The organism is Phaeobacter sp. G2 (genome assembly GCA_025163595.1).
Lineage (GTDB): Bacteria > Pseudomonadota > Alphaproteobacteria > Rhodobacterales > Rhodobacteraceae > Pseudophaeobacter.
This window is the reverse complement of record CP104100.1, coordinates 2,583,962-2,610,161: the sequence shown is the minus strand read 5'-3', so window position 1 is coordinate 2,610,161 and position 26,200 is coordinate 2,583,962. Positions and strand designations below refer to the sequence as shown.

The 26,200-nt window shown below is 55.0% G+C and carries 21 protein-coding genes, 1 tRNA gene and 3 pseudogenes; 13 read left to right on the top strand and 12 right to left on the bottom strand.

The genetic code is table 11. From position 1 onward, the window contains the following. Positions 1–223: 223 nt before the first annotated feature. Positions 224–1,651: a Hint domain-containing protein gene (locus N1037_12440; protein ID UWS78093.1), complete on the top strand. Its 1,428-nt coding sequence runs from the start codon at positions 224–226 to the stop codon at positions 1,649–1,651. 169 nt (positions 1,652–1,820) lie between these two features. Here the strand turns inward: N1037_12440 and N1037_12435 are convergent. Beyond that, a pseudogene (locus N1037_12435) lies at positions 1,821–2,414 on the bottom strand (transposase). Positions 2,415–2,517: 103 nt separating this feature from the next. On the opposite strand from N1037_12435, the pseudogene N1037_12430 reads away from it, so the two are divergent. Both N1037_12430 and N1037_12425 read left to right on the top strand, forming a co-directional pair. Further along, positions 2,518–2,843 (top strand): annotated as a pseudogene (locus N1037_12430) (transposase). A gap of 80 nt (positions 2,844–2,923) precedes the next feature. Then, positions 2,924–3,967, top strand: a complete 1,044-nt coding sequence (locus N1037_12425) for a glycosyltransferase (protein UWS78092.1) — start codon at positions 2,924–2,926, stop codon at positions 3,965–3,967. Between the two features lie 41 nt (positions 3,968–4,008). Here N1037_12425 and N1037_12420 read toward each other — a convergent pair whose 3' ends face one another. Continuing rightward, positions 4,009–5,367 carry an oligosaccharide flippase family protein gene (locus N1037_12420; protein UWS78091.1) on the bottom strand — a complete coding sequence of 453 codons (1,359 nt, stop codon included), beginning with the start codon at positions 5,365–5,367 and terminating at the stop codon, positions 4,009–4,011. A 532-nt stretch (positions 5,368–5,899) separates the two neighbouring features. On the opposite strand from N1037_12420, the pseudogene N1037_12415 reads away from it, so the two are divergent. From N1037_12415 to N1037_12395, 5 genes and pseudogenes are all read left to right on the top strand, one after another. Then, positions 5,900–6,616, top strand: a pseudogene (locus tag N1037_12415) (IS5 family transposase). A gap of 284 nt (positions 6,617–6,900) precedes the next feature. Further along, on the top strand, positions 6,901–7,281 hold the full coding sequence (locus N1037_12410) for a hypothetical protein (protein UWS78090.1): 381 nt from the start codon (positions 6,901–6,903) through the stop codon (positions 7,279–7,281). Then, complete coding sequence (locus tag N1037_12405; GenBank protein UWS78089.1) at positions 7,278–8,546, top strand: relaxase/mobilization nuclease domain-containing protein; 1,269 nt, start codon at positions 7,278–7,280, stop codon at positions 8,544–8,546. Before N1037_12410 ends, N1037_12405 begins: the two co-directional genes overlap by 4 nt. A gap of 12 nt (positions 8,547–8,558) precedes the next feature. After that, complete coding sequence (locus tag N1037_12400; protein ID UWS78088.1) at positions 8,559–8,933, top strand: hypothetical protein; 375 nt, start codon at positions 8,559–8,561, stop codon at positions 8,931–8,933. Positions 8,934–8,974: 41 nt separating this feature from the next. Then, the gene (locus tag N1037_12395) at positions 8,975–9,907 is read left to right on the top strand and encodes an IS5 family transposase (protein UWS78087.1); all 933 of its coding nucleotides are present in this window, start codon (positions 8,975–8,977) and stop codon (positions 9,905–9,907) included. 432 nt (positions 9,908–10,339) lie between these two features. Here N1037_12395 and N1037_12390 read toward each other — a convergent pair. Continuing rightward, positions 10,340–10,416, bottom strand: a tRNA-Arg gene (locus N1037_12390). 140 nt (positions 10,417–10,556) lie between these two features. Next, complete coding sequence (locus N1037_12385; GenBank protein UWS78086.1) at positions 10,557–11,126, bottom strand: DUF882 domain-containing protein; 570 nt, start codon at positions 11,124–11,126, stop codon at positions 10,557–10,559. Positions 11,127–11,485: 359 nt separating this feature from the next. Here N1037_12385 and N1037_12380 point away from each other — a divergent pair, with 359 nt between their 5' ends. The 4 genes from N1037_12380 to N1037_12365 are packed head-to-tail and all read left to right on the top strand — an operon-like array spanning position 11,486 to position 15,776. After that, positions 11,486–13,111, top strand: a complete 1,626-nt coding sequence (locus N1037_12380) for a L,D-transpeptidase family protein (protein UWS78085.1) — start codon at positions 11,486–11,488, stop codon at positions 13,109–13,111. Between the two features lie 45 nt (positions 13,112–13,156). Then, positions 13,157–14,230, top strand: coding sequence for a UDP-3-O-(3-hydroxymyristoyl)glucosamine N-acyltransferase (gene lpxD / locus N1037_12375; protein UWS78084.1), 1,074 nt, complete (start codon positions 13,157–13,159; stop codon positions 14,228–14,230). 48 nt (positions 14,231–14,278) lie between these two features. Further along, positions 14,279–14,536 carry an acyl carrier protein gene (locus N1037_12370; GenBank protein UWS78083.1) on the top strand — a complete coding sequence of 86 codons (258 nt, stop codon included), beginning with the start codon at positions 14,279–14,281 and terminating at the stop codon, positions 14,534–14,536. 31 nt (positions 14,537–14,567) lie between these two features. Next, positions 14,568–15,776, top strand: a complete 1,209-nt coding sequence (locus tag N1037_12365; GenBank protein UWS78082.1) for a beta-ketoacyl-[acyl-carrier-protein] synthase family protein — start codon at positions 14,568–14,570, stop codon at positions 15,774–15,776. 134 nt (positions 15,777–15,910) lie between these two features. Here N1037_12365 and N1037_12360 read toward each other — a convergent pair whose 3' ends face one another. Then, positions 15,911–16,546, bottom strand: coding sequence for an invasion associated locus B family protein (locus N1037_12360; protein UWS78081.1), 636 nt, complete (start codon positions 16,544–16,546; stop codon positions 15,911–15,913). Between the two features lie 629 nt (positions 16,547–17,175). Between N1037_12360 and N1037_12355 the strand changes: the two genes are divergently transcribed. Further along, on the top strand, positions 17,176–18,720 hold the full coding sequence (locus tag N1037_12355; protein ID UWS78080.1) for a DUF853 domain-containing protein: 1,545 nt from the start codon (positions 17,176–17,178) through the stop codon (positions 18,718–18,720). A 128-nt stretch (positions 18,721–18,848) separates the two neighbouring features. Here the strand turns inward: N1037_12355 and N1037_12350 are convergent, their stop codons facing one another. From N1037_12350 to N1037_12320, 7 genes are all read right to left on the bottom strand, one after another. Beyond that, positions 18,849–20,171 carry a branched-chain amino acid ABC transporter permease gene (locus N1037_12350; GenBank protein UWS78079.1) on the bottom strand — a complete coding sequence of 441 codons (1,323 nt, stop codon included), beginning with the start codon at positions 20,169–20,171 and terminating at the stop codon, positions 18,849–18,851. Then, positions 20,168–21,178 (bottom strand): branched-chain amino acid ABC transporter permease, encoded by a 1,011-nt coding sequence (locus N1037_12345; protein ID UWS78078.1) that lies wholly within the window; start codon positions 21,176–21,178, stop codon positions 20,168–20,170. Before N1037_12345 ends, N1037_12350 begins: the two co-directional genes overlap by 4 nt. An 11-nt stretch (positions 21,179–21,189) precedes the next feature. Beyond that, positions 21,190–21,696, bottom strand: a complete 507-nt coding sequence (locus N1037_12340; GenBank protein UWS78077.1) for a hypothetical protein — start codon at positions 21,694–21,696, stop codon at positions 21,190–21,192. Positions 21,697–21,698: 2 nt separating this feature from the next. Beyond that, positions 21,699–22,412 (bottom strand): ABC transporter ATP-binding protein, encoded by a 714-nt coding sequence (locus N1037_12335; protein ID UWS78076.1) that lies wholly within the window; start codon positions 22,410–22,412, stop codon positions 21,699–21,701. A gap of 90 nt (positions 22,413–22,502) precedes the next feature. Continuing rightward, positions 22,503–23,288 (bottom strand): ABC transporter ATP-binding protein, encoded by a 786-nt coding sequence (locus N1037_12330; protein ID UWS78075.1) that lies wholly within the window; start codon positions 23,286–23,288, stop codon positions 22,503–22,505. A gap of 101 nt (positions 23,289–23,389) precedes the next feature. Further along, the gene (locus tag N1037_12325; protein ID UWS78074.1) at positions 23,390–24,583 is read right to left on the bottom strand and encodes an ABC transporter substrate-binding protein; all 1,194 of its coding nucleotides are present in this window, start codon (positions 24,581–24,583) and stop codon (positions 23,390–23,392) included. A gap of 501 nt (positions 24,584–25,084) precedes the next feature. After that, positions 25,085–26,083 (bottom strand): GlxA family transcriptional regulator, encoded by a 999-nt coding sequence (locus N1037_12320; GenBank protein ID UWS78073.1) that lies wholly within the window; start codon positions 26,081–26,083, stop codon positions 25,085–25,087. Positions 26,084–26,200: the final 117 nt, after the last annotated feature.

Here is a 26,200-nt window from a genome sequence, read left to right as displayed (position 1 = left end):
CGCAAGGCGATTTTTGGTCTGATTGGCTGGATTCCGCAGGAGACGGTAGGCCTGTCAATTCGCAAAAAAGGGAAAAGAATGCCTAATTTCGGCTGCGTTTTTGCCACTGTGGCCGCGCACTTTGGGGGCATAGAATTCAAACCGGCACTTAAATCAGGCACATGCGATCGGCACAGCACTCGAACTGGCGTCGGCGGCGTCCATTCGAAAGTAGTCAAACGTCATGCCCACAGTCGACATTATCCGGCTAGATGAAGACCCGCATGAAAGCGCCCATGGCGTGCGCACCGACACATCTTCTCGCGGGGTGGATCTGGATGGCGCCCAAATCACCGCAACCTTCGCGGATGGCACAACCGAAGTCCTGACCTGGAAGGCATTGGATCCCTATACCGCTGGCGGTGCGTCAGGGACCGATATCGATATGTACTTTGGCTATGACTGGCATGATCTGACGACAACCAAACTATTGACCTCGTTGCAGATTGACCTAGCTCCGGCAAGTTCGGTGTTTGATACAAACTTTGCCACGGACGAAGACCCTCTGGGGGGATCGACGCCCACATCCAAAAATGGCTATCCGTTCAAGCTCTCCCCGGAATACGAAGACCTGACGGGCACCATTTCCGCCACCTATACCGGTATTGTCAACATTACCGGAAGCGAGGCCGTAGGCGATCTTTATACCACCATGATCATCGACTTTTCTGGCCTCCCAGAGGGTGGATTGCTTGGCGATCTGGTGTGGAATTCGGATATCGACACATTGACCGGCCCTTTTGAAGACGGTCTGACTGCCACCAGTGACGTGTTTGAAATTTCCGGTGACGGCTCCGAGGTCCTAAATGTTCTGGACAATGACCTTCACAGCGACGGCAGCAGTCTGACGATCACCCATATCGAGGGGCAGGCGGTCTCAGCTGGGGACACCGTCACCCTGGGCAGCGGCGAGGTGGTGACCCTGAATGCTGACGGGACGCTTTCGATCAGCAATGACAGCACCGTCGATGAGACCAGCAGCTTTTCTTATACGGTGGCGGATGATGAGGGCCACACCGACACTGGATCAGTTCAGGTCAAAACTGTCGTCAGCACCGCGCCCTGTTTTGTGGCAGGCACGCTGATCAAAACCGAATTTGGCTTGGTGGCTGTTGAAGCGCTTGAGGTCGGAGACCGAATTGTGACCCGAGATCATGGGCTACAGCCGCTGCGCTGGATTGGGCGCAGTACCCGCCGTGCGTCAGGGCAAAATGCACCGGTGGTTTTTGCAGAAAACGCGCTTGGCCGTCACGACTGCATCGCGGTCTCGCCAAATCACCGGGTGTTGATCTCTTCAGATCTGGCAGAGCTGCTCTTTGGACAGTTCGAAGTCCTGGTCAAAGCCAAACATCTTGTAAACGACACAACGATCCGCGTGGTGGCGGATGGTCAGTTGGTGACCTATGTGCACCTGCTGTTTGATCAGCATGAAATCCTGTGCGGCAATGGCCTGGAAAGTGAAAGCTATCATCCAGGCGCTGAAACCCTGGGCTCCTTTGATGCCGAAACACAGGCTGAAGTACTCGCTCTTATGGCGGATTTTGGACACTACGGCCCGACGGCGCGAACGACGTTGAAATCACATGAAAGTCAGCTGCTACGCGCCTCTTAGGGGCCATCTTGGAGCGCGGGCGCGGATGCACAGGCGTAGCGATTTTCCATTTTTCTTTTTGTCAGAACCATCATCTTTACTTAAGTTGATGGTCTCCGACAAGCTCGGGGCGTTTCACATAACCCACCTAAGTGGGTCACTTTTGCATGCCGTGGCGGAGGGTGTTTTAGAACAGAGCGGCAATCTTGCGCGCTGTTTCTTTGACCGCTTTGGACTTGCCCGCCCTTGCTGCCAGTCGGCGGTAGAATGCCCCAAGAGCGGTATCACTACGCCCGATAGTGACCGGAGCCAAACGCAGCAGGGCCGCCGCACGGCTGGAAGATCGCCTCTTGCGCGATGACAGCACCTTACCGCCAGATATCTTGTTCCCTGGTGCCAGGAAGAGCCACGACGTGAAGTGCTTAGCACTCGGCCAAGCGCGCAGATCAGTACCGCATTCGCCAACCAATTTTAGGGACAGAGACAGCCCCATCCCATGGAGCGCAGACTTGATGGTCTCGACATGGGCCTTGCATCGCACGTCACGGAAGGCCGCCACCACATTCAGATCCCGCTCGCCCGCAATAACCGCTCTGATGGTTTTCATTCCCGTCATACCCGTAATGTCAGACACAACATGATGCAGCTGGAGGTTCCACGTGTAGAGAGATTTGGTGCTGATACCAAACCGTTCGGCCACCTCCTTGACCGAAAATCCGCGCTCGATGATCTGCGCCACCGCGTCGATCTTGAACTCAACTGAGTAGCAAATTTGCCCTGACATTTGTATCCTCCTTTGCTTCCAAAATTAGCAAGCAAAGCGTCAACAAATCTAGGGGCACAACAGGGCCGCGAGGTGCGTGGGCGGGTCCATACGGTTCTTAAAGACGGCTGGTCAGGTCAGCGACTACACTGGAGCGATGTCATTATTGAGCAGTCTTCCGACCTAGGATTGGCTCCTGGGGGGCGGGGGTATGATGCGGATTGGTTCCGCGAAGGCCCCATAGACAAGAAGATACCGCCCTGCAGCCCCGGTCGAAAGTCACGCTACAAGCCCGTCAAATACAGCAAGCGCCGCTACAGAAGGCGCAACCGGATCGAAATCATGTTCGGACGTTCAAAGGACTGGCGACGCGTCGCCACGCGCTATGACCGAAGCCCCATGGTCTTCCTGTCTGCCATCGCGCATGCCGCAACTGTGACCTTTTACTAATGATTCCAGAGCCTAAGCTTGAAAAACGGCGCAAACACGGTCAGAACTATTTCTATATTACACTAGTTGGGAAGTTCCAAATGAGGTTTTTGTTTTTCGTTCCAGATGTCGCCGTTGTACGCGGAGGAATATCCGTAATACTAGATACGATCAATGTCCTAAACGAAAACAACATTGAAGCAGTTGCGCTATATAGCCGACCCGATTTCGAGTATCAGAGCTATATAAAGACAGCTCCCCGCATATGGTCTCCGGTTGTACGTGAACCCGACCTTAGAACTAAAAAGAAAACTTTGCTCGACTACGCGTTGGGACGTAAAGTTAGGCCAGAAGGAAATGCCAAGCCATGCCCAAAATGGGATGCCAGACCGGGTGACGTACTGATCGTTCCTGAATACGTTTCAGCTTGGATGCCTGACCGTGTTCCCCAGTACGTTAGAAAAGTACTATTCAACCAAAACCCATTCGCTCTCCTTAATTCCTCAACCAAAGACGGTTTCGACAAACGGAATTTCCACACATCTCTTTCCATTTCGGATGCATGTTCAGCTGCAAATAGAATGGTCATGGGGGATGAAGGACACTTCTTCCCTCTTTGTATTTCAAAAGAACTTTTTGGATATGTAGAGGATAAGTCCTTTCAGGTGGCTTACATGCCCAGAAAACGAGAAGACGATTCCTTGGCTTTGATAAAATGTTTGAGGGCTAGCCCAGAAATGAAGGATATCTCATTTGTTCCCATCGATGGGTTGTCCAATACAGATGCAGCCAAAAAAATAGGGGAATCCCTGTTTTTCTTGTCCTTTTCAGAGCGCGAAGGGTTTGGACTTCCTGCCGCTGAAGCAATGGCCACTGGCTCTATCGTTATCGGGTACTCGGGTGTAGGTGGAGACGAGTATTTCAACGAAGACAATGGCTACAAGGTGCCCGAAGACAACCTAATGCGCTTCTACGAAGACGCAATTCGAATTGTCGGGGGATATCAAGAAAATCGTAAGAGTTTTGACACCATGAGGAGAAAGGCCTCCCAAAATATATTAGAAAAATACTCGGAAGATGAATTCAAGAGAGGCGTGCTGCAATCCTTTTCGAAAATTTGCGACAACAGTGCCACCACATCGTGACGACGCCTGCTGCGCTTTAATCTACCAGCCTCAGCACCAAATTATTTAAAATCTAAAAGCAACAGCAACTCATCCCTTTGCACATAAATCGCCGTAGCGCATACGCATGTAGCGACAAGGCCGAAAACAAGATCATGGCCCCAATCCCAGACCCCATGCTTGCGTGCCAGCCGGACAACAAAAATATGTGATAAGAGCTGCGACAGCCACACGCCAGCTAGCGCGCCAACAAGACCAAATGAGAAAAATCCAATTGAAAAAAGAGTTAGCTGAAGGATTGTTTTCATTAACTGAAGAAAGAACATTCCCTTAGAGTCGCCCGCTGCAAGTGCGGCGTAATCGTATGTCATACCTGTAAGGTAAGGGGTATTCATGCATGCGATTGCTACGAGAACACCTCCGGCAGCAGAGTATTGATCTGAATACAATATATCCACGACCCAGATGCCAGACCAGGCCAACACGCATTGGAGAGACAAAGTTACAAAAGTGAGGACAAAACGGGTCTTTCTAAGCCGCGTGTAATTTTCATGAGAAAAACGTGGATTCCACTCGCGGTGAATAGGAATCAAGATGCGTGACATCAAACTTGCAGCCATTGCCTGTGGCACGGAAGCTAGAAAAAATCCTATATTGTAAATTCCGAGCTGATACAAATCGATGTACTTCCCAAGTATGGCTTTATCCGACTGCACCAGCAAAAAACCACATACCGTACTGAGAAAAATCCACCGACCAAAAGTAACAATCTCAGTGGCAGTGCTTGATTCCCATCTAATTCTGTTCTTGTGGCCCGGCAGGAAAGCTACCATGAAGAACAGCCTCACACCTGCACCAATAACCGTACCAATGACCAGCGCCCAAACAGATTGCAGTATTAATGCCAACGCCACATTGGCAACGAACGCAAGGAATTGCGCTGCTATATCTAAGGATGTCACCACGCCAATTTTCAGATGTCTGTTTGCAGTCTCAACTCGAGTTGGAGTGAAACCAGCGACAAGTAAGGATATTCCAGCGACAGGTAACATCAAAGAAAGATGTTCTGAATCGTAAAACCTTGCTCCCAATGGGGCAATTACAAAGCATGCCCCCCAAAGCAACAGGCCGCGCAAAATTTGAATTGTCCAAGCGGTATCTAGAAATACCGGGTCATCGCCGCGAGAACTCTGCTGAATAGAGGGAGACAATCCCACATCTGAGATCATCATGAGGCCGACCAGGAACACGGTCACCAGCGCCATAAGACCAAAATCTTCTGGGAACAGGATTCTCGTCAATACGAGATTGGATGCGAAGCGGATAACTTGACCACCGCCATACCCTATTATCGACCAAGCCGAGCTGCGCAAAAAACGTGCCGACAGAGTTTGAGACTTTATTATTTCTTTAAACGGCATTGAATTAGGTTTCGAGTTACTTCCATTACCCTGGGGGTCTTTTTGACGTGATTTGACGGTGCGACATCACAAGTTTGGCTACAATCGTGCTCTAGAGAGTACCCTCATCAGTGACTTCACTGCGCGGATCTGAGCTGACAAGGCTGGAGGCCAAAATTAAAAGATTCCCCTGCATAAATGCGCCGAGCATACGGCCTTGTTGCACAAATCAGTACCTGAGACATCTCCCATTTCTCTGAAGGGACTTGTTCTGCGGCCTCAGTACCAGGCAATAGCCAAGGTACCGCACGACTGTCCTGCTTGCTGCTTCCCCCACCGCTTCCCACGATCTGCCGGTACATGCACGATCAGGGGCACGTTTTCACCCTGCGCCAGATACAACTGCACTCTCACTTCCAACTGTTCTCGAAATGCGGTCGGGCAGACTTGTACCTGTGCGAACCGTGATCGACCCTACTTGGTTTTCAAATTCATTCAAGGCAGTTCTGTTTGCAACGATAAGAAGGCACCACTGGTTCGAGCCCACTGGCCAACGGGGGGGGACGTTCAGAGCCTGTTGCGTTTGGCGGGTCTGGATTGGTCTGCGCTGGATTTCAGCACATTGAGCCCACGTCAAAAGACACTGAACGTGAACCGGCCTTATTGTGGTAGCAAGGGCCCACGGAACCTCCTTGTCGACAGCACGGGGATCAAGGCCGAAGGCGAAGGCGAGTGGAATGCTCGCAAGCATCGTGGTCCAAAACGTCTGCTCTGGCGCAAGATAGATATCGGAATTGACGAAGAAACGCTGGAAGTGTGAGCCGTGGAGGTCACGACCAGCAGTATTGGCGACGCTCCAATGCTGCCTGATCTTCTCAACCAAATCCAACCCGATCCGGACGTGGGGTCAGTGACCGCAGACGGGGCATATGACGCGCGCAAATGCCATGACGCGATTGCCGCTCGTGGTGCCCATGCTGTCATACCGCCATGCAAGAACGCCAAGCCGTGGAAACCCACCACGGCCGGAGCCATCGCTCGGAACGATGCAGTGGATGCCTCGCGCTACCTCGATCGAACCATTTGGAAGCGATGCAGCGGATATCACCGCAGGAGCCGCGTCGAGACCAAGATGCACTGTGTGAAGCAATTGGGCCAATCCTTGATGGTCCGAGACTTCGACCGACAGGTCGCTGAGATCCAAATCCGGATCGCCGTCTTGAACCACTACACCGCTCTTGGCAAACCTGTCACAGAGCCCGCAGGATAACTCCGTCCGGGGAAAGGGGGAGGCTGTCCTTCAGACGATTTGCGCAGCAAAGCCTAGGGAGACCGGTTATGTGATTGAAACTATATCAAAAAAAGTGAAAAGGCCCGACGAAAAACACGTCGAGCCTTATGAATTCTGGCGCGCAAGGAAAGAGTAGGTTCGAACCAGCTTTCCTGCGGGTTTGGGGATATTTCGGCGCCTGACTTCGAGGCTGTCTTTGAAGAACTGGAGCGATGGAATGATGTTCTCAAAGACCACAAATATGAGTTGCGGGGGCCAAAGCCATGACCCTGCACATTGCTCAAAAACTACCTCGTCCTGCACCGTTTTCCCTCCGCCTTACGCCAGAGGAGCGCCAGAAGCTTGAAGCTCAGGCTGGGGCGATGCCGTTGGCGTCGTATATCAAGTCCGTGGTTTTGGCCGACGAAGCTCTTAAATATCGCAGTCGGCGGAAACCACCTGTTGCGGAGCAACAGTTGCTTGCAGAAGTGCTGGCACGCCTCGGCCAAACACGGCACGCCAAAAACCTCAACCAGATCGCTAAACATCTTAACCTCGGCACGTTGGTTGTTGATCCTGAACTGGAAGACGACCTCAAACGCGCTGTGGCTGAAGTGGCATGGATGCGGGCAAAGCTGATGGAAGCCTTGGGGGGGAAGTCATGATCCTCAAAGGTTCACAACGTGCAGGCGCAAAGGCGTTGGCAAATCACCTTATGAATGAACGTGACAACGATCATGTCACCTGTTTAGGGTTGCGAGGATTTTCAACTAATCAACTTGATGATGCGTTGGCTGAAACCTACGCAATTTCCAAAGCCACCCGTTGTAAGCAGTTCATGTTCTCTTTGAGTTTAAACCCACCCACAGATCACATTGCCACCGAAGACGAATTTCTTGAGGCCGCAGATCGTGCAGAACAAGCACTGGGGCTGGATGGTCAGCCCCGCGCTGTTGTGGTGCATGAAAAAGAAGGCCGTCGTCATGCCCATGTGGTGTGGTCGCGCATTGACGTGGATGAGATGAAGGCCATCAACCTTCCTCACTTCAAGAACAAGCTGCGGGACTGCTCACGCGATCTGTTTTTGGATCATGGCTGGGTGCTGCATGACGGGTTGGCAACCTACGGCAACAAATCTCCACTGAACTTCACACTGGAAGAATGGCAACAAGCCAAACGCCAAGGTGTCGATCCCCGTGAAATCAAACAAGCCTTCCAGCACTCATGGGAACGCTGTGACAGCCAGATCGGCTTCAAAAATGCTCTTGAAGATCGTGGGTACTTCCTCGCCCGTGGTGATCGTCGTGGGTTCGTCGCCTTGGATGTCGATGGCAATGTTTACGCCATCCCCAAATGGACAGGCCTCAAGTCCAAGGATGTGAAAGCCAAGCTAGGTTCTCCTGAAGATCTGTCATCAGTTGATGAAACGCGCAGCTCTATCCGCTCTCGTGTTTCAGGGCAGATGCGTGAATATATCGCTCAGGTCAAAGAACGACAGGCGCAAGAATTCAAACCGCTGCGCGCGGAACATCAGGCCATGAAAACATCCCATAAATCTGAGCGGCTGAAGCTCAAGGATGGGCAATCCAAACGCTGGGCTGAGGAAACCAAAGAGCGTTCCAGCCGTTTGAACAAGGGTTTGCGCGGATTGTTTGATGGCCTTTCGGGCAAGAACAAATCCATTCGCTTGCAAAATGAACGAGAAGCACGGCTTGCCGCCAAGCGAGACCAAGACCAACGCGATTTCATGGTCAAGGAACAGATGAAAGAGCGGCAATCCTTGCAGCAGGGCTTTCGTCGCTTGCGGCGAACACAACAAGAGCAGCGCTCCTTGTTTGCCCATCTGATTTCAAGCGCTCGGAAACTCAAAGATACCGAGGCAGCCATCCAATCACAGAACAAAACACGACGTATAAAACCCACCCCTTAGCAGGATGACATTATGGATTTTGAAGAATTCTTATTGAGGGCGCTGATCCTCGGTGTTCCTATTGCCCTTGGTTACGCCATCGGATGGCTTGTCTCACCCAAAGGTCGTGAACTTCGTGCTATCGCGGGCTATGTGATTGCGATTATCGCCGTCGGCTGCGCGCTCTTGATGGACCATGATGGTGGGCTGATCCTTGCCAGCACCCTCGCCCCCATTGGATTTTTTGTAGCTGCGATTTTTGCCATGCGCAGCAACAAAACGAGTGATGAAGACACGGACAGTTCTTCTCGCGTGACCACCTTTGGCTCCAGCAGTTGGGCCACCATGAAAGATCTCATGGAATATAAGTTGGTTGGGCGCGGGGGGGCTTTGTTGCACAAATCGTGACGGGGATTCACTGTATGAATCCAGCGTGATAGCTGGGATGCATGAGCAGTTGGGCCCCTACGAAGTATAAGACCACGAATTGGTCGTCTTCCAATGACGCGCTGAAGCAGCGTGGATCGTTGGCGATCTGGTTTGATCCCGAGATGGTTTGGACACCGCCACCGACCGGCAGGCGCGGTCGTCAATGCAAGTTCAGCGATGCCGCGATCCAGACCTGTCTGACCATGAAAGTCCTTTTCGGTATGCCACTGAGGCAGACGGCTGGGTTCGTTGAGAGTCTGTTGCGGCTGGTCGGACTGGATTGGTCCGTGCCCGATTTCAGTACGCTGTGGCGCCGCCAGAAGACGCTGAACGTGAGCTTGCCGTATTTCGGTGGGACTGGCCCACTGAACCTTCTGATCGATAGCACAGGCATCAAGGCAGAGGGCGAAGGTGAATGGAACGCCCGCAAGCATGGCGGCCCCAAGCGACGTATTTGGCGCAAGATACATATCGGGATTGATGAGGAAACGCTGGAGGTTCGCGCGGTAGAGGTCACCACCAGCAACATCGGTGATGCGCCCATGTTGCCTGAACTGCTCAACCAAATCCCACCAGATCAGGACCTTGGGTCAGTGACCGCCGATGGTGCCTACGACACGCGCAGATGCCATGACGTGATTGCAGCACGGGGCGCTCATGCAGTCATTCCGCCGCGCAAGAACGCCAAACCGTGGAAACCCACAAGCGCCGGAGCCATCGCAAGAAACGAAGCGGTCAATGCCTCACGATACCTAGGGCGCGCGCTGTGGCGACGATGGAGCGGATACCACCGCCGAAGCCGCGTTGAAACCAAGATGCACTGTGTGAAGCTGCTCGGCCAATCGCTGATGGCCTGGGACTTCGACCGGCAGGTAGCGGAAATCCAAGTCCGCATCGCGGTCCTAAACCGCTACACCGCTCTTGGCATACCCGTCACAGAGCCCGTAGGGTAAATCCGTCCAGGGAAAGGGGAAATGCGCTCGGGCCCCGATTTGTGCAACAAAGCCATATCGACCGACAGATCAAAGCGCATGACAAGCAAATCTCCCAAACGCTGGACAAAATTGTGACCAGCACCAGCGGCACCGTGATTGCGGCCTTCGAAAAACGCATCGAAGAGCTGGAGCGGGAAAGGCAGATACTGGAAGAAAAACGGGATCAAACCGCAAAACCAAAGCGCTCATTCAAGGAAGTGTTCGAACCAACAATGGAGTTTTTGGCAAACCCTTGGAAACTCTACGAAAGTGGGAGCTTTGCAATGAAGCGGATGGTGCTGAAACTGGCCTTCAAGCTGCTCATTCCGTATACCAAGGAAACAAGTGTTCGAACCGCTCAACCGTCTGATATATTTGCGATTTTCGACAAAATCACATTAGAATGTAAAATGGCGCACCTGAGAGGATTCGAACCTCTGGCCTCTGCCTTCGGAGGGCAGCGCTCTATCCAGCTGAGCTACAGGTGCTAGCAATAGCGGCGGTATAACCGCCAAGAGATTGAGCTGCAATGGCAAAACGGCCTGCGTCGAAAAAAACCATCCCAAGGCCAAAGGCTGCCTAAAGCCGACGCAGTCCTCGATCGCAACCAACGACGAAAAGCGCCGTGTTAGCCGTTCCAGCTGCGCACGACACCACAGTCCATATGGACAAAGTTCGAGCCGCGGTATTTGCCAACGCCACCAGCGTGACAGGCCTTGGCGGCATTTGCCATTTGGGTGACGGAGCGCGATGCCAGACGCAGATCGGCGGCCTGTCCACGCATATGCAGCGAGTTCTTAGCCACCCCGCGTGAGCGCCGACGGAGCATCGCGTTGGTCTGCGGGCTACGATACCCGGACAACATCATATAGGGCTCGGAGATATCGAGCAGGTTATGTGAAGCTGCCATGATGTCGATGGTGCGCAGATCCATGGATTTAACCTGATCGGTCCGCCAGTCGCGCATGAAGTAGTTGATCTCTTTCACGGCGTCTTTGATGTAGTCGCCATCAATCCAGTAGATCATATCCAGCCGTTCACCAGTACGCCCGGAAAACATCCGAATGCGGCGGATATCACCGCCACCACGTAGAAAACCTGCTGCCTTAGAAAACGTTGGTGCTGCCGCTACGGTTGTTGCTGCAAATGCACCAAGAAGTGCCCGCCGGGTCATGCCCGTCTTAGTAAGTTCTGCCATATCTTAACTACGCCATCCCGAACGTGATTAATCCTGCCTATGCCCGATGTTACGAGCCGACTGCGTTTTTTTTCCTGTGGTCGGTATGCCACAGTGAGAATCAATTACCAAGGTCCGTTTTGCCCGCCGCCTCATTGATGAGGATTTTCGGCAAAAAATTGCGCAAAAGGGGACGTGTGGTAAATATTTCCCCTAAGAGTAACGTCGATTACCCCTATTTATGCGACAGCATCGCACCACAATCACACTGACATAGCGTGGTTTCGGAAACGTGAATGGACATTCTGGACTGTCTTTCACCAATAATTCATAGAGCTGCTACCATTGTTACTGTTCATCGCTGTTGAGGACTTAAAAATATGACCAAAATCAATTCCCCGAGGCGCGCTGCACGTCTTAAATATGGGCTTTTTGCCCTGGCCTTGGGCAGCATCAGCAGTTTTGGTTTTGGCACCATGGCAACCGCGCAGTCCACGGCTTTTCGTCAAGCTGTCGCCTCTACTGCGTCTGTTAACGATGATGTTGCGCAGTTTTATCGGGAAAATACCTATTCGGCCCTCTGGACCGGCGGTGACGCGGCATCAAACCAGCGGCGCGCGGCGCTATTGCGGGCGCTGGAGGAGGCCTCTGCCCATGGGCTCCCTGACCAATCTGGCACTGCCGCATCTCTGGTGGAGCAGATGCGGAATGCCCGTACGGCCCGAGATTTTGGCCAGGTTGAGGCCGCACTGAGCACGGCATTTGTTAACTATGCAGCCATGGTCCAGACAGGTTTGCTGAAACCTTCTGCCATCGACAGCGACATGGTCCGCGAGCGGCGCGATCACGACGGCCCGGCGGCGCTGGCGGGGATGCGGGACAATCAACCCTTTGCCTATATGCGTACCCTGGTTCCGGCTTCGCCACAGTATCGCGCTTTGATGCGGGAAAAACTGCGTCTGGAGCAAGTGCAGGCGGCGGGTGGCTGGGGGCCAACCGTTTCAGGCAGCAAACTGGAACCCGGCGATACCGGGCGCAACGTTGTTGCTCTGCGCAATCGGCTTATCGCTTTGGGCTACATGGAGCGCAGCGCCACGGCCAATTACGACCATAACATTGAACGCGCTGTTGAGAGCTTTCAGTCCGACCATGGGCTGGAGGTAGACGGTGTTGCCGGCGGCGGCACCCTGAAGGAAATCAACCGTCCGGTGCGCGACCGCCTGAAATCGGTGATCATCGCCATGGAGCGGGAACGCTGGCTGACACCGGACCGGGGGGCGCGCCACGTTCTGGTGAACCAGACCGACTTTACCGCCAAGATTATCGACAATGGCGATATCACCTTTGAAACCCGTTCCGTCATCGGCAAAAACCAATCTGGTCGCCGCTCGCCCGAGTTCTCCGATGTGATGGAGCATATGGTGATCAATCCCAGCTGGTATGTGCCGCGGTCGATTATCACCCAGGAATATCTGCCAAAACTGCGCAACAATCCCAATGCGGTTGGACATATTCAGATCACCGACAACCGTGGCCGGGTGGTCAACCGCGCCAATACGGATTTTTCTCAGTTTACTGCGCGCAACTTTCCCTATGCGATGCGCCAGCCGCCCAGCCGGAGCAACGCGCTTGGCCTGGTCAAGTTCATGTTTCCGAACAAATACAACATCTACCTGCATGACACGCCACAAAAGAGCCTGTTCAAACGCGAAGTCCGCGCCTTTTCGCATGGCTGTATTCGTTTGGCGCAACCTTTTGAATTTGCCTATGCGCTGCTGGCCAAACAAACCGAAGACCCAATCGACTTTTTCCACCGCATTTTGAAATCCGGTAAGGAAACCAAGGTGGAGCTGGATCAGCAGGTGCCTGTTCACATTATCTACCGAACCGCATATGTGTCCAACAAAGGCCGGGCCGAGTTCCGCCGGGATGTTTATGGGCGTGATGCCAAGGTCTGGTCTGCACTGGAGCGGGCTGGGGTGTCACTGTCAGACGTTCAGGGGTAAATCTGGGGCCCGATCAGGAGCTTGAGCCGGAAAGGGCCCCTAGATATGTACACAGTTCGCGAGATCGCAGAGGCCATTGGTGTAGAGGCACAGGGTGACCTGGATCTGGTTATTGCCCGCGCGGCAGAGCCCCAGGATGCCGGCCCGCAAGATCTTGCCATGGCCACTTCTGCCAAATATGCCGAAGGCTTGGCGCGCGGCGCAGCTCAGGTGGCTTTGCTGTGGGATGGGGCCGACTGGCAGGCCCTGGGGCTGAAGGCAGCGCTGTTCGCCACCCGTCCACGCATGGCTTTGGGTGGGGTTTCAGTGTTGATGGATAGGGGGCAGGGATTTGCCTCCGGCATTCATCCCACGGCGGTGATCGACCCCAGCGCTACCCTGGGCGCAGATGTTTCCGTTGGCCCGCTGAGCATTATCGCCGCGGGCGCCAAAATCGGCGCTGGCTCAATCATCGGGCCGCATTGCTATATTGGTGCCGAGGTCGAAATCGGCGCTCAAGCACAGCTGCGCGAGATGGTCTCGATTGGGGCGCGCGCCCGCATTGGGGATCGCTTTCGCGCCCAACCCGGTGCTCGTATTGGCAGTGACGGATTTTCCTATGTCACCCCAGAGGTTTCGGGGGTGGAAAACGTCCGCAAAACTGTTGGCGATCAGGGCGGTGCGCAATCCCAAAGCTGGCTGCGCATACACTCCCTGGGGGCGGTGACGATCGGCGACGATGTGGAGCTTGGTGCCAATTGTACCATCGACAATGGCACCATTCGCGACACTCAGATTGGCTCTGGCAGCAAGTTGGATAACCAGGTGCATGTGGGGCACAACACCCGGATTGGCCGGGATTGCCTGATCTGTGGCCAATGTGGCCTGTCCGGCTCGGTTGAGGTGGGCAATAATGTTGTCATGGGCGGGCAATGTGGCGCTGCGGACAATATCTTTATTGGCGATGGGGTGATTGCCGGGGGGGCTACCAAAATCATCTCCAATGTGCCTGCAGGGCGGGTCGTCATGGGCTACCCGGCGGTCAAAATGGAAACCCATACGGAAATCTACAAGGCACAGCGGCGTTTGCCACGGCTGATGCGGGATATCGAAAACCTGAAAAAGGCTGTTTTCAAATAGGATTGAAGCAGCTACATCTGCCTCGACATCACAGATCAGGGGGCCGGAATGAGCACTCAGGACAAGGTCATCGCAATTGTCGCCGAACAGGCGCTGCTTGAACCATCGGATGTAACCCTTACCAGCACGTTGGAGGATCTTGGGATCGACAGCATGGGGCTGGTGGAGTGCATTTTTGCCATTGAAGAGGAATTTGATATCTCAATCCCCTTCAACTCCAATACACCTGAAGACAGCGATTTTGATATCTCAAATGTCGCGGCCATCATCGCTGGGATTGACAAGTTAGTGTCACAACCCTCGTGATATCAGCGCTTGAATCCTAGGGGAATACGACATGAAGCGCGTTGTCATTACCGGAGCAGGGACCATCAATGCCTTGGGGCATTCGGTTGCCTCCACCTTTGAAGCCATGCGCGAGGGTCGTTGCGGTATTGGCAAGCTTGAGTTTCGCGACGTGGAGCGGCTCTCGATTCGGATCGGCGGCCAGGTGCGCGGGTTTGAGGCCGAGGGGCGGTTCAACCGGCAACAAATGAGCCTCTATGACCGGTTCACCCAGTTTACGCTGATCGCTGCCAAGGAAGCCATTTTGCAATCCGGGCTCGAATTCCACGGTGAACTGTCTGCCAAATCCGGCGTGGTTCTCGGCACCGCCGGCGGCGGGGTCTCCACCTGGGATGACAATTACCGTTCGGTCTATGAGGATGGCAAAAACCGGGTGCATCCCTTTGTGGTGCCCAAGCTGATGAATAACGCAGCGGCCAGCCATGTCTCGATGGAATTCAATCTCAAAGGCCCCAGCTTTACCGTCTCGACCGCCTGCGCCTCCTCCAACCACGCCATGGCCCAGGCCTATCAGATGGTGCGCAGCGGCATGAGCCCGGCGATGATCACCGGTGGGTCGGAATCCATGCTGTGCTTTGGCGGTGTCAAAGCCTGGGAAGGGCTGCGGGTGATGTCGAAAAAGGCCTGCCGTCCCTTTAGTGCCAATCGCAACGGCATGGTTCAGGGCGAAGGTGCCGGGATTTTTGTCTTTGAAGAATATGAACACGCGCAGGCACGCGGGGCGGAAATCCTGTGCGAGGTTCTGGGCTTTGCCATGTCTTCGGATGCTTCAGATATCGTCATGCCCAGCAAACAGGGGGCGGCGCGGGCCATCGCTGGCGCGCTTCAGGATGCCGGCGTGGACCGCGAGCGCGTGGGCTATATCAACGCCCATGGTACCGGAACGGTTGCCAATGACAAAACCGAATGCGCTGCGGTGGCGGATGTCTTTGGGCCCCATGCGGATCGGCTGATGATGTCTTCAACCAAATCCATGCATGGGCATCTGATCGGCGGCACCGGCGCTGTTGAGCTGTTGGCCTGTATCATGGCGCTGAAGGACGGGGTGATTGCACCGACAATTGGTTATGAAGAACCAGACCCGGAATGTGCCCTGGATGTGGTGCCAAACCAGGCCCGCGAAGCGCGGATTGATGTGGCGCTCTCCAATGCTTTTGCCTTTGGCGGCCTGAATGCTGTCCTGGCCCTGGGGCGTGTTTAACACGCCAGGTCCAAAAGGCGCAGATCGGTCGAGAAAAAAACCACCGCAGGCGAATGACCTGCGGTGGTTTTTGTTTGTTCAGAGGAGGGAATAGGCGCGGGGCGGAAACCGCCATACGCGCCTAAGAGCGCAGCTTACTGCTGCACCACGTCCACAACATTGTAGCCAGCGGTAAAGCCTTTGAGCGACATTTTCATCTCAACCAGCTGATCTGGTGCAGGAGCGGGGCGCAGTGACATGGTGGCTTCGCCGCCTGCTTTGAAGGTGTCGATATCCGATTGGGTCAACCCAATTTGGGCGACGCAGCCAAGCGGGTTACAGAAAGAGTAGTTATAGCGCTTGCCAGGGGCGCCATCGACCGAAATGGTCAGCCCGGCGGGCAGCATGGTTTCCAGCGGAACAATGATTGTGGCACCGGCAACGGCCTGGCCACCGGGTTGATCAATCCGGAACAGCGAGACTTCGGCCATGGGATTGCCGTTTGGATCCGTCAGAATTTGCAGCAAAGAACAGGGATCTGTTTCAGCTTCGGTCTTAATGCAGGCCAGATCCCAATCGCCATGGGTTTCTTTGGCGTAGCGATCTCCAAGCTTTGGAGTGCCATCATCGACAGGCTGACCAAGATCAAGCACCTGGTCTGCTGTTGCTTCGTTGGCCTGCGCAACCGGTTCGGATGTGTCCGTGGTGGCTGTTTCACTGTCCTGGGCGGACACGGCGCTCGTTACCGCCAGCAGGGCGGCAAGGGTCATCGGCGTAAGGGACTTGATCATGAATGCCTCATTATTCTCAGGTCGTTTGCAGAGCCTTTACCATGTTGCAACTGGGGTGTCAGGTCTCAATCCCGCCACGGGCAAGAAATCGGCAAGGATTTGTAAAACAGTTTAATAACAAGTGAAGCGTTTGCTACAAAAGCAAAAAAGGAAGCTCTCCGGCTTCCCTTTTTGTTTAGTTCTCCCCGTCGGACTGGCCGACTTAGTTATTGAGTAGGACGTTACGAAAGGCCTGTGCTCGGGTCAACATGGAATAGCAAAAAAATGTGACACCTAGCTGCTTTACCCGGTATTTCTGCCAAAAGCCGCCAAACCTGGAGGTTTTCCCCGCTCTGGCCGCTCAAATAGAGGGCAAAACCGGTGAGAAATTGATCAGCAACAACAAGCCAGCCCCTCAGCCTTCAAAGGCGACAACAAAAAAAGGCCGTGCCCAGGGCACGGCCAGTCTGACAGGGAGGAAATGCCCGTCGCGGTCTCGATTAGAGAGGACGAGCATGACATTCATCGCATATAAAAGTTAATAATCGGTTTTCAAGGGGCCTTGCTTGAAGTCCACATGCCCGGGGTGATTCCCGGCTGTACCTTCATGGGGCCGGTTGGAGGCGTCTATTGGCGGGCAAAGGAAGACTATGACGGACAAGATTTTTATTGGTGGCGGTGGCGAAGGCTACGCTGAGCCGCAAGAGATGCGTTTCAAATATGCCAACCGCCACGGGTTGATCGCCGGGGCCACGGGCACCGGTAAGACGGTAACCCTGCAAATCCTGGCTGAAAGCTTCTCCCAGGCCGGCGTTCCGGTAATCCTGGCGGATGTAAAGGGCGATCTCTCCGGGTTGGCCAAGGCGGGAACAGCAAGCCATAAGCTCCATGCGGCCTTTGTGGGCCGCGCTGAAAAAATCGGTTTTTCCTCCTATACATACCACGACTGTCCGGTCACCTTCTGGGATCTGTTTGGCGAGCAGGGCCATCCCGTGCGTACCACGGTGGCGGAGATGGGACCTTTGCTGTTGGCGCAACTGCTGGAGCTGAGCGAAGCCCAGGAAGGGGTCTTGAATATCGCCTTTCGGCTAGCGGACGAACAGGCCCTGCCGCTGCTGGATCTGAAGGACCTACAGGCGCTGTTGGTTTGGATTGGTGAAAACCGGGGCGAGCTATCACTGCGCTATGGCAATGTTTCTCCGGCCTCGGTGGGGGCCATCCAGCGGCGTCTGTTGGTGCTGGAAAACCAGGGCGGCGCGGATCTGTTTGGTGAGCCTGCGCTGGCGCTGAGCGATCTGATGCGACAAGACAGCGCCGGGCGCGGCATGGTCAATATCCTTGCCTCTGACAAACTGATGTCCGCGCCCAAGCTTTATGCCACCTTCCTGCTGTGGCTGCTGAGCGAGCTGTTTGAAGAACTGCCCGAGGTGGGCGATCCTGACAAGCCCCGGCTGGTGTTCTTCTTTGATGAGGCGCATCTGTTGTTTGACGACGCGCCCAAGGCCTTGGTCGACAAGGTGGAACAGGTGGCGCGGCTGATCCGCTCCAAGGGGGTTGGCATCTATTTCATCACCCAGAGCCCGGGCGACGTTCCAGAGGATATTCTGGGACAGCTTGGCAATCGCATCCAGCACGCGCTGCGCGCCTTTACCGCGCGGGATCGCAAAAACCTGAAACTGGCCGCAGAGACCTATCGGGAGAACCCGCGGTTCTCGACTGAGGATGCCATTCGTGAGGTCGGCGTCGGGGAAGCGGTGACCTCGATGCTGCAAAAGAAGGGCGTGCCCGGCATTGTTGAGCGCACCCTGATCCGGCCGCCCAGCAGCCAGTTGGGGCCGCTGACAAAAGCGGAGCGCGCAGAGGTGCTCAAGCAATCGGATATGGCGGGGAAATACGACAAACCCCTGGATCGCCATTCTGCCTATGAAATTCTGCTGGCACGCACGGCCAAGGCAGCACAAGAGGCTGAGGTCGCTGAGGTTCAGGCCGAAGCGGCGCCAGAGCCGATGGCCCGGGAATTCAATGCAGCACGGCGGTTTTCTGGCGCCCGTGTTACGCGCTCGTCCGCGCGCAGGCATAGATCAAAAGATACCTTTGCCTCTGCCATGTCAGAAGCGGTGATCAAGGAATTGAAAGGCACCACAGGCCGCCGTCTGGTGCGCGGCATACTGGGTGGTTTGTTCAAAGGACGATAAGTGCATAGTGGGCCGGCAACTGCCAGCCCCCTATGGGTCCGCCTTTGGCGGGAGTATTTAGCGCCACATGAAATATGGGCCAAGAGCAAGGGCCGCCCCTGGTGTTTGGGCGGCCCTTTGTTGTTGTGCTACTTCTCCGGGATCAAGCCGCGCGGGCTGAAGCGGAGCACCAAAAGCAGGATCAATCCCATGGTGAACAACCGCATATGGGCGGCGTTTTCCAGCAGGTGTTCCCGCAGCATGTTGGTCTCATCCATGCCTGAGGTCAGCAGGGTGATCAGCTCCAGGCTCATCGGTTCCACCTTGATCCAGAGGAACCAGATCAGGAAGCCGCCCAGCACCGAGCCAAAGTTGTTGCCGGAGCCGCCAACGATGACCATCACCCAGATCAGGAAGGTAAAGCGCAAGGGATTATAGGTGCCCGGAGTCAACTGCCCGTCCAGGGTGGTCATCATCGCACCTGCAATACCGCAAATGGCCGAGCCAAGCACAAAGATCTGCAAGTGGCGTTTGGTGACGTTTTTGCCCATGGCCTGCGCCGCGACCTCATTGTCGCGAATGGCGCGCATCATCCGCCCCCAGGGGCTTTTGAGCGCCATCTGCGCCATCCACAGCAAGGCGATCAGCACCAGGGAAAACAGCGCCGCATAGCCCAGCTTGACGTAGAGCGTTGACCCCAAAACCGGATCCATTCCAAGACTGGCAAACCAGTCCACATAGGCGGGATCATTTTGCAGATCGACCTCGTAAGGCACGGGCCGGGGCAGGCCGACGACGTTTTTCACGCCGCGCGACAGCCAGTCTTCGTTTTTGAGGATGGCAATGATGATTTCGGCAATGCCAAGGGTGGCAATCGCCAGATAGTCCGACCGCAGCCCAAGAGCCGTTTTACCAATCAGCCAGGCCGCTCCGGCTGCCAGCAGCCCGCCCATGGGCCAGGACAAGAGCACCGGCCAGCCAAGCCCACCGATATTGCCCGCCAATGCCGGATTGATGTCTTCGATCGCTTCAATCGACGGGTCAAACAGGGCGCGATAGATGACAAACCCAACAATCAGGATGGCCACAATCAGCGCCGTACGCAGGCCACCTTTGGGCAGCAAACGGGTTGCGGCAACTGCCGAGATCACCGTCAGCGCCCCCATCACCAGTGCCATGACAACGCCCGGGCCTCCGGCGCTCCAGGCACCTGGGGATGGCGGCGTTGAGGTCAGCACCACAGCGAGACCGCCCAGAGCAGTGAACCCCATGATGCCCACATTGAACAAGCCGGCAAAGCCCCACTGCAGGTTTACCCCCAGCGCCATGATGGCCGAAATCAGCCCCATGTTGAGGATCACCAGAGAGGAGTTCCAGGAGCCTGAGAAAAAGCTCCAGTTCGTGAGGCCTTCCAGCAGGATCAGCACGGCCACGACCGCAAACAAAAGACTGTGTTTCAGAGTATCAGTCATACCGATTTCCCCTTGAAGAGCCCTGTTGGCTTGAACAGAAGGACGATGATCAGGATCGCAAAGGAGACCGCAAACTTATAGTCGGTACTCAGAAGTTGTACCAAACCATCGGGTTCCAGGTGTTCCGGCATCAGATAGCCCAACACCTTTTTCCAGGCGTAGGTAATAGTGACCTCGGAAAAGGCGATGATGAACCCACCCGCAATCGCACCCTGGGGGCTGCCCAGACCACCAACAATGGCCGAGGCAAAGATCGGCAGCAGCAGCTGGAAATAGGTGAAGGGCTTAAAGCTCTTGTCGAGGCCATAGAGCACACCGGCGATGGTCGCCAGGGAGGCCACGATCAGCCAAGTATACATCACCACCCGGTCCGGATCGATGCCGGACAACAGCGCCAGATCTTCATTGTCGGAATAGGCGCGCATGGATTTACCGGTGCGGGTCTTGTTGAGGAACCAAAACAGCAGCGCCACAACCACAATGGCGGCCACCACAGTGATGCCCTGAGAAGTCTTGATCGCCAACCCTTCACGCAGGCCCGTCATTTCCTTAAAGGCGCGCGCCTTGATGATAAAGCGCTCGCCATCGGCAAAACGCTGATCGCCGGGCCCAATGACAAAACGGACAAGGCCGTTCATCATGAACATCACCCCCAGCGAGACCATGACAAAAACCACAGGCTTGGCCTTTTGGGCGCGGTAGAACCGATAGACGGTGCGATCCGTGAGCAGTACCAACACCATGGTTGCAAAAATGCCAAAGGGCAGGGCGAGCAGCGCCGTGGGCAGTGGGCCAAAGCTCACCCCCCAGGATTGCAGCAACCAGGTCACCAGAATGGTCATCATAGTGCCAAAGGCCATGGTGTCCCCATGGGCAAAGTTGGAAAACCGCAGGATGCTGTAGATCAGCGTGACCCCCAACGCCCCAAGCGCCAGCTGGCTGCCATAGGCGATGGCGGGTACGCCAACGAAGTTCGTGAATGCCACAAGGGCGTTGAGAAGATCCATGTTGTATCTCTCTAGTCTGAATTCTGTGAATTGCTGCTTGGCGGTGGCAGCAAACTCTCACCGTCGATGGGAGCACGTTGTTTTGGGGAACCGGAGCCTTCATTTGAGTTCGTCAGGTTTTCATTCCTTGTGAGACCAACACCACATTTCCCTGCAGCGAATTCTGCTTCACTCTCTCCAACTGGCAATAACTGAAAATTCTCATGGGTTTCATCTATCCAGAGCGCCATAGATTCACCGTTGACTTCGCCTTTGAACCATCGAGAAGAGCTATCTACTGGTGAGAGAATAACGGCTGTTCGTTCTCGGTTTGGTACCTTTGTAATAAGCACAAGGTTTTCAGATTCTGAGGTCTCCAGCTCGATTAGTTCAAACTCGACCTTAAACGGTGAGCACTCAAGTGAGATCGAGCATGTTTTCTGGACTTGGCACTCTAGGGCTGTCGCCGTTTGAGCTGAGAACAGAAAGGACGCCAAAGCAAGTGTCAGATTTCGTTTCCAGTAATAGGTCGGTTCCATCTTCACCCCCCCAGAAACGATTTGCGTACTTCGGGATCGGCCAGCAGCTCTTGGCCGGTGCCGGTATAGGCATTGCGCCCCTGCACCAAAACATAGCCTTTGTCCGCAATCTCAAGCGCTTGCTTGGCGTTCTGCTCTACCATCAGGATCGGCAGCCCCGTGCGGGCCACCTCAATGATACGGTCAAACAGCTCATCCATGACGATGGGCGACACCCCGGCGGTGGGCTCATCCAGCATCAAAACCTTGGGCTGGGTCATCAGCGCGCGCCCCACGGCCACCTGCTGACGTTGCCCACCAGACAGCTCACCGGCTGGCTGGTTGCGCTTGTCGCGCAGGATCGGGAACAGATCATAGACCTGCTCCATGGTGCCAGTGATGTCATCGGTGCGAATAAACGCCCCCATCTCCAGGTTCTCTTCCACCGTCATCGAGGTAAAGATATTGCTGGTCTGCGGCACAAACCCCATGCCCTTGATCACCCGGTCCTGTGGGCTCAGACTGGTGATATCCTCACCACCCAACCGCACCGCGCCCGCGCGCACATTCAGCATGCCAAAAACCGCCTTCATCGCGGTCGATTTGCCCGCCCCATTGGGGCCAACAATCACGGCAATTTCACCGGGGTTCACAGCAATGGTGCAGTCATGCAGGATATCCGGCCCCTTGCCGTATCCCCCAGTCATGCTGTCACCAATCAAAAAGGGTTCAGACATGGGCGGCGCCCCTATTCATCTTGCCAAAAATACCTCGGGGGAGCCGCGAAGCGGCGGGGGCAGAGCCCCGGTTTTCTTTGCAATTCCCCATCAGGCCTTCTCCAACTTGTCTTTGTTCTTCAGCCCGGTACCCAGATAGGCCTCGATCACCTGCTCATTGGCTTTGATCTCGGCCAAAGTGCCCTCGGCCAGCTTCTTGCCCTCGGCCATGCAGATCACCGGGTCACACAGGCGGTCGATAAACTCCATGTCGTGCTCGATCACCACAAAGGTATAGCCACGCTCTTCATTGAGACGCTTGATGGCATCCGCAATTGTATAGAGCAGGGTGCGGTTCACCCCGGCGCCTACCTCGTCGAGGAAAACGATCTTGGCATCCACCATCATGGTGCGGCCCAGTTCCAACAGCTTCTTCTGGCCGCCCGAAACCTCGCCGGCGCGCAGATCTGCGATATGGCTGATGGTGAGAAACTCAAGCACTTCATCCGCCTTGGCCCGCAGAGCGCGCTCTTCATCGGCTATGCGCTTGCGGCCAAACCAGGTGTTCCACAGGCTTTCACCCGATTGCGCGCCGGGCACCATCATCAGGTTCTCGCGGCAGGTCATCGAAGAAAACTCATGTGCAATCTGAAAGGTGCGCAACAGCCCCTTGTGAAACAGCTCGTGCGGCGGCAGGCCAGTAATATCTTCCCCATCCATGGTCACGCGACCAGATGTGGGCTCAAGAACGCCAGCTATTACGTTGAAAAGAGTGGTCTTTCCCGCGCCATTTGGCCCGATCAAACCGGTTATGGAGCCCTTGGCGATTTCAAGCGAGGCGCCGTCAACCGCGTGGAACCCGCCGAAGTGCTTGTGCAAGTCCTCGACGACGATCATATCATTCTATCCCCTGCCGCTATTTTTTTCGGCTTACTAAATTTGGAACAGCCCGGGAAATTCCCGGGCTGCTCTTTGACTTTATGATCCTACAAAAGAGATCAGCGGAACTTTACAGTGGTGTTCACACCGTCTTTGACCAGGATCTCACGGTAGGAGCCTGCGCTCTCACCGGGGCCAATCAGCTCAACGCCGGTGGCGCCCTGGAAATCAACGTCTTTGCCAGCGGCAATCAGTTCCAGTGCCTTGCCCAGCTCGCCGGGGTTGATCACTTCACCGGGTGCATTGGCAACATCCATGATCTTGGCGCCGTACTCAGCAGGATCGGTCGAATTGGCCGCCTGCATTGCCAGCAGGATCAAAGCCGCCGCATCATAGGACTCGGAGGCATAGGCAGAGGTGCCGTCAAAGCCCAGGGCCTTTGCTTGCTCGGCAAAGATCTCCGCACCTTGGCTGTCGGAGCCTGCGATCTGGCCGTAAGAACCGTCCAGGTCGGAGCCAACGTTTTTCGGCAGGCTGTCACCGATCATGCCGCCAGGCAGACCAAAGGTGTCAAAGGCGCCGGAGTCGAGCGAGGACTGAATGATGCCCAGACCGCCCTGGTCAAGGTAACCGGCAACAACCAGAATGTCGCCACCAGCAGAGGCCAGCGAAGCCACTTCAGCAGAATAGTCACCCTTGCCGTCTTCATGGGCGGCGACGATTGTCACTTCACCGCCAACAGCCTCAAAGGAGGTCTTGATCGCATCGGCTAGGCCTTTGCCATAGTCGTTGTTGGTGTAGGTCAGAGCAATGGATTCAACGCCTTTTTCCTGCAGCATCTCAGCCATTACCTGACCTTCACGGGCGTCAGAGGGCGAGGTGCGGAAAAACAGGCCATTGTCTTCCATTGAGGAGAGGCCAGGGGAGGTCGCCGAAGGGGACACCATGACCATACCGTTTGGAATGGCAACGTTTTGCAGGATCGCGCCGGTCACACCGGAGCAGTCACCGCCAACAATACCATTGACGCCTTCTGCGATCAGTTTTTCACCGTTGGCTACGGCCAGGCCGTTATCGATGCAGCCTGTATCTGCCCGCACAGAGGTTACGGTTGCGCCGTCAAGCAGCAGGCCGGATTTGGTGACCTCATCCATCGCCATTTCCGAGCCAGCTGCCATGGCAGCGGTCAGCGATTCAATGGGGCCGGTGAAACCGATCAGAACGCCAAGCTTTACTTCTTTGGCGTGGCTGCCTGCAAAGGCGGTGCCTGCAGTCAGCGCGAGGGCCGCTGTGGCCATCATCAATTTTTTCATCATATTTCTCCCAGTTTATTGGAACAAGTCTGTTCATAAGGAACCCTAGGCAAGGCGATTTGAAAAGAAAAGTCCCCTTGGCTCGCGACACCCTCCCGATGTCCACTTGCTCTGTTTTTATCCAGCAGCGTTTTGCTGGCCTGATGAGGCGGATGCTCTACAGGTTTTTGCGCCAGAGGGAAAGAAAACAATGGCCATTTCGTCGCATCCCTTTGGGGTTGGTTTTGTCTCGCGGGCTTTCGTTGGACGGCGGAAATGTCCGTTTGGAGGCCGGTCAAAGCCGGTGGGCTTCCGCAAGTGCTTGAAGCTTAAAATAAATATGTTGATGAAATCGACCAGCCAAAGCCTGTGTCTTTTGCTGTGTCCAAAAAAGCCGGGCACAGCGCAGGATCTGTGAGAATGATCAAAAAAATGTGACAGGCCGAGCCCTCTGGGACGGCCCCCAAGTGGCAAAAGTGTCTGTTCTCGCCAGAGAATCAGTCGCTTTTGCTCAAGGTAGAATCACTGCCCGCCAGATTTGCTGCCGCGCTCACGGTAGGGGGTGGTGTCATAATGCGCCCGGTAGCATTTGGAAAAATGCGACGGCGAGGCAAACCCACAGGCCAGCGCCACATTGATCACGCTCATATCGGTCTGCATCAACAGGTTGCGGGCTTTTTGCAACCTCAGCTCCATATAATAGCGTTTGGGGCTGCGGTTCAGATAACGGCGGAACAGACGTTCAAGCTGCCGGGTCGACATCCCAACATTCTGCGCCAAGACGGAGGGGCTGATGGGTTCCTCGATATTGGTTTCCATCATTTGGATCACCATCGACAGCTTCGGGTGACGCACGCCGATCCGAGTCGGGACCGACAGGCGCTGGGTGTCCTGATCGGTGCGGATAGAAGAATAGATCAACTGGTCCGCCACGGAATTTGCCAGGTCCTCGCCGTGGTCATTGGCAATGAGTTTCAACAACAAATCAATCGACGACGTCCCACCCGCCGTAGACAAGCGATTGTTATCAATTACGAAAACGGACTTTGTGAGGGTGACTTCCTCGAACTCTTCGGCAAAGCTGTCAATGTTTTCCCAATGGATGGTTGCCTTTTTTCCGTCCAGCAACCCAGCCTTCGCCAGAACATAGGATGCGGTGCACAGGCCACCAATCATCACGCCCTTGCGGGCCTCACGGCGCAGCCAGGCCAGCAGTTTTTTACTGGTTGCGGCCTGAACGTTAACTCCTGCACAGACGAGAATACTGTCATCGCGTTGCAAATCACCAAAATCACCGTCCACAGCAAAGGTGGTGCCGGCAGAGCAGGTGACTTGTTCGCCACCCTCGCCAAGCAAGGTCCAGCTATAGACCTCGCGACCGGCCATACGGTTGGCGATACGCAGGCATTCAACCGCTGAGGCAAAAGAGAGCATCGAGAATCTCTCTAGCAAAACAAATACATATCGTCTTGTGGATGAAACCTCTTTTGATGTTTCGACCGGTTTTCTTTGGGTTTGCATGGGGCACATCCTTGGCAATTTTTGAATGCACCGGGAGAGACCAATAGTAAGTCAGCCCCGCGTGAGACCAGAAAACCGTGACCATAGGTTCGAAGCCGGGTCAAGAGGGGCAAATCT

What these genes read in the sequence shown, in the direction of transcription:
- N1037_12440 (UWS78093.1), top strand. Translation starts at nt 224, where the DNA reads ATGCCCACAGTCGACATTATCCGGCTAGATGAAGACCCGCATGAAAGC.
- N1037_12425 (UWS78092.1), top strand. Translation starts at nt 2,924, where the DNA reads ATGAGGTTTTTGTTTTTCGTTCCAGATGTCGCCGTTGTACGCGGAGGA.
- N1037_12420 (UWS78091.1), bottom strand. Translation starts at nt 5,367, where the DNA reads ATGCCGTTTAAAGAAATAATAAAGTCTCAAACTCTGTCGGCACGTTTT.
- N1037_12410 (UWS78090.1), top strand. Translation starts at nt 6,901, where the DNA reads ATGACCCTGCACATTGCTCAAAAACTACCTCGTCCTGCACCGTTTTCC.
- N1037_12405 (UWS78089.1), top strand. Translation starts at nt 7,278, where the DNA reads ATGATCCTCAAAGGTTCACAACGTGCAGGCGCAAAGGCGTTGGCAAAT.
- N1037_12400 (UWS78088.1), top strand. Translation starts at nt 8,559, where the DNA reads ATGGATTTTGAAGAATTCTTATTGAGGGCGCTGATCCTCGGTGTTCCT.
- N1037_12395 (UWS78087.1), top strand. Translation starts at nt 8,975, where the DNA reads ATGAGCAGTTGGGCCCCTACGAAGTATAAGACCACGAATTGGTCGTCT.
- N1037_12385 (UWS78086.1), bottom strand. Translation starts at nt 11,126, where the DNA reads ATGGCAGAACTTACTAAGACGGGCATGACCCGGCGGGCACTTCTTGGT.
- N1037_12380 (UWS78085.1), top strand. Translation starts at nt 11,486, where the DNA reads ATGACCAAAATCAATTCCCCGAGGCGCGCTGCACGTCTTAAATATGGG.
- lpxD (UWS78084.1), top strand. Translation starts at nt 13,157, where the DNA reads ATGTACACAGTTCGCGAGATCGCAGAGGCCATTGGTGTAGAGGCACAG.
- N1037_12370 (UWS78083.1), top strand. Translation starts at nt 14,279, where the DNA reads ATGAGCACTCAGGACAAGGTCATCGCAATTGTCGCCGAACAGGCGCTG.
- N1037_12365 (UWS78082.1), top strand. Translation starts at nt 14,568, where the DNA reads ATGAAGCGCGTTGTCATTACCGGAGCAGGGACCATCAATGCCTTGGGG.
- N1037_12360 (UWS78081.1), bottom strand. Translation starts at nt 16,546, where the DNA reads ATGATCAAGTCCCTTACGCCGATGACCCTTGCCGCCCTGCTGGCGGTA.
- N1037_12355 (UWS78080.1), top strand. Translation starts at nt 17,176, where the DNA reads ATGACGGACAAGATTTTTATTGGTGGCGGTGGCGAAGGCTACGCTGAG.
- N1037_12350 (UWS78079.1), bottom strand. Translation starts at nt 20,171, where the DNA reads ATGACTGATACTCTGAAACACAGTCTTTTGTTTGCGGTCGTGGCCGTG.
- N1037_12345 (UWS78078.1), bottom strand. Translation starts at nt 21,178, where the DNA reads ATGGATCTTCTCAACGCCCTTGTGGCATTCACGAACTTCGTTGGCGTA.
- N1037_12340 (UWS78077.1), bottom strand. Translation starts at nt 21,696, where the DNA reads ATGGAACCGACCTATTACTGGAAACGAAATCTGACACTTGCTTTGGCG.
- N1037_12335 (UWS78076.1), bottom strand. Translation starts at nt 22,412, where the DNA reads ATGTCTGAACCCTTTTTGATTGGTGACAGCATGACTGGGGGATACGGC.
- N1037_12330 (UWS78075.1), bottom strand. Translation starts at nt 23,288, where the DNA reads ATGATCGTCGTCGAGGACTTGCACAAGCACTTCGGCGGGTTCCACGCG.
- N1037_12325 (UWS78074.1), bottom strand. Translation starts at nt 24,583, where the DNA reads ATGAAAAAATTGATGATGGCCACAGCGGCCCTCGCGCTGACTGCAGGC.
- N1037_12320 (UWS78073.1), bottom strand. Translation starts at nt 26,083, where the DNA reads ATGCAAACCCAAAGAAAACCGGTCGAAACATCAAAAGAGGTTTCATCC.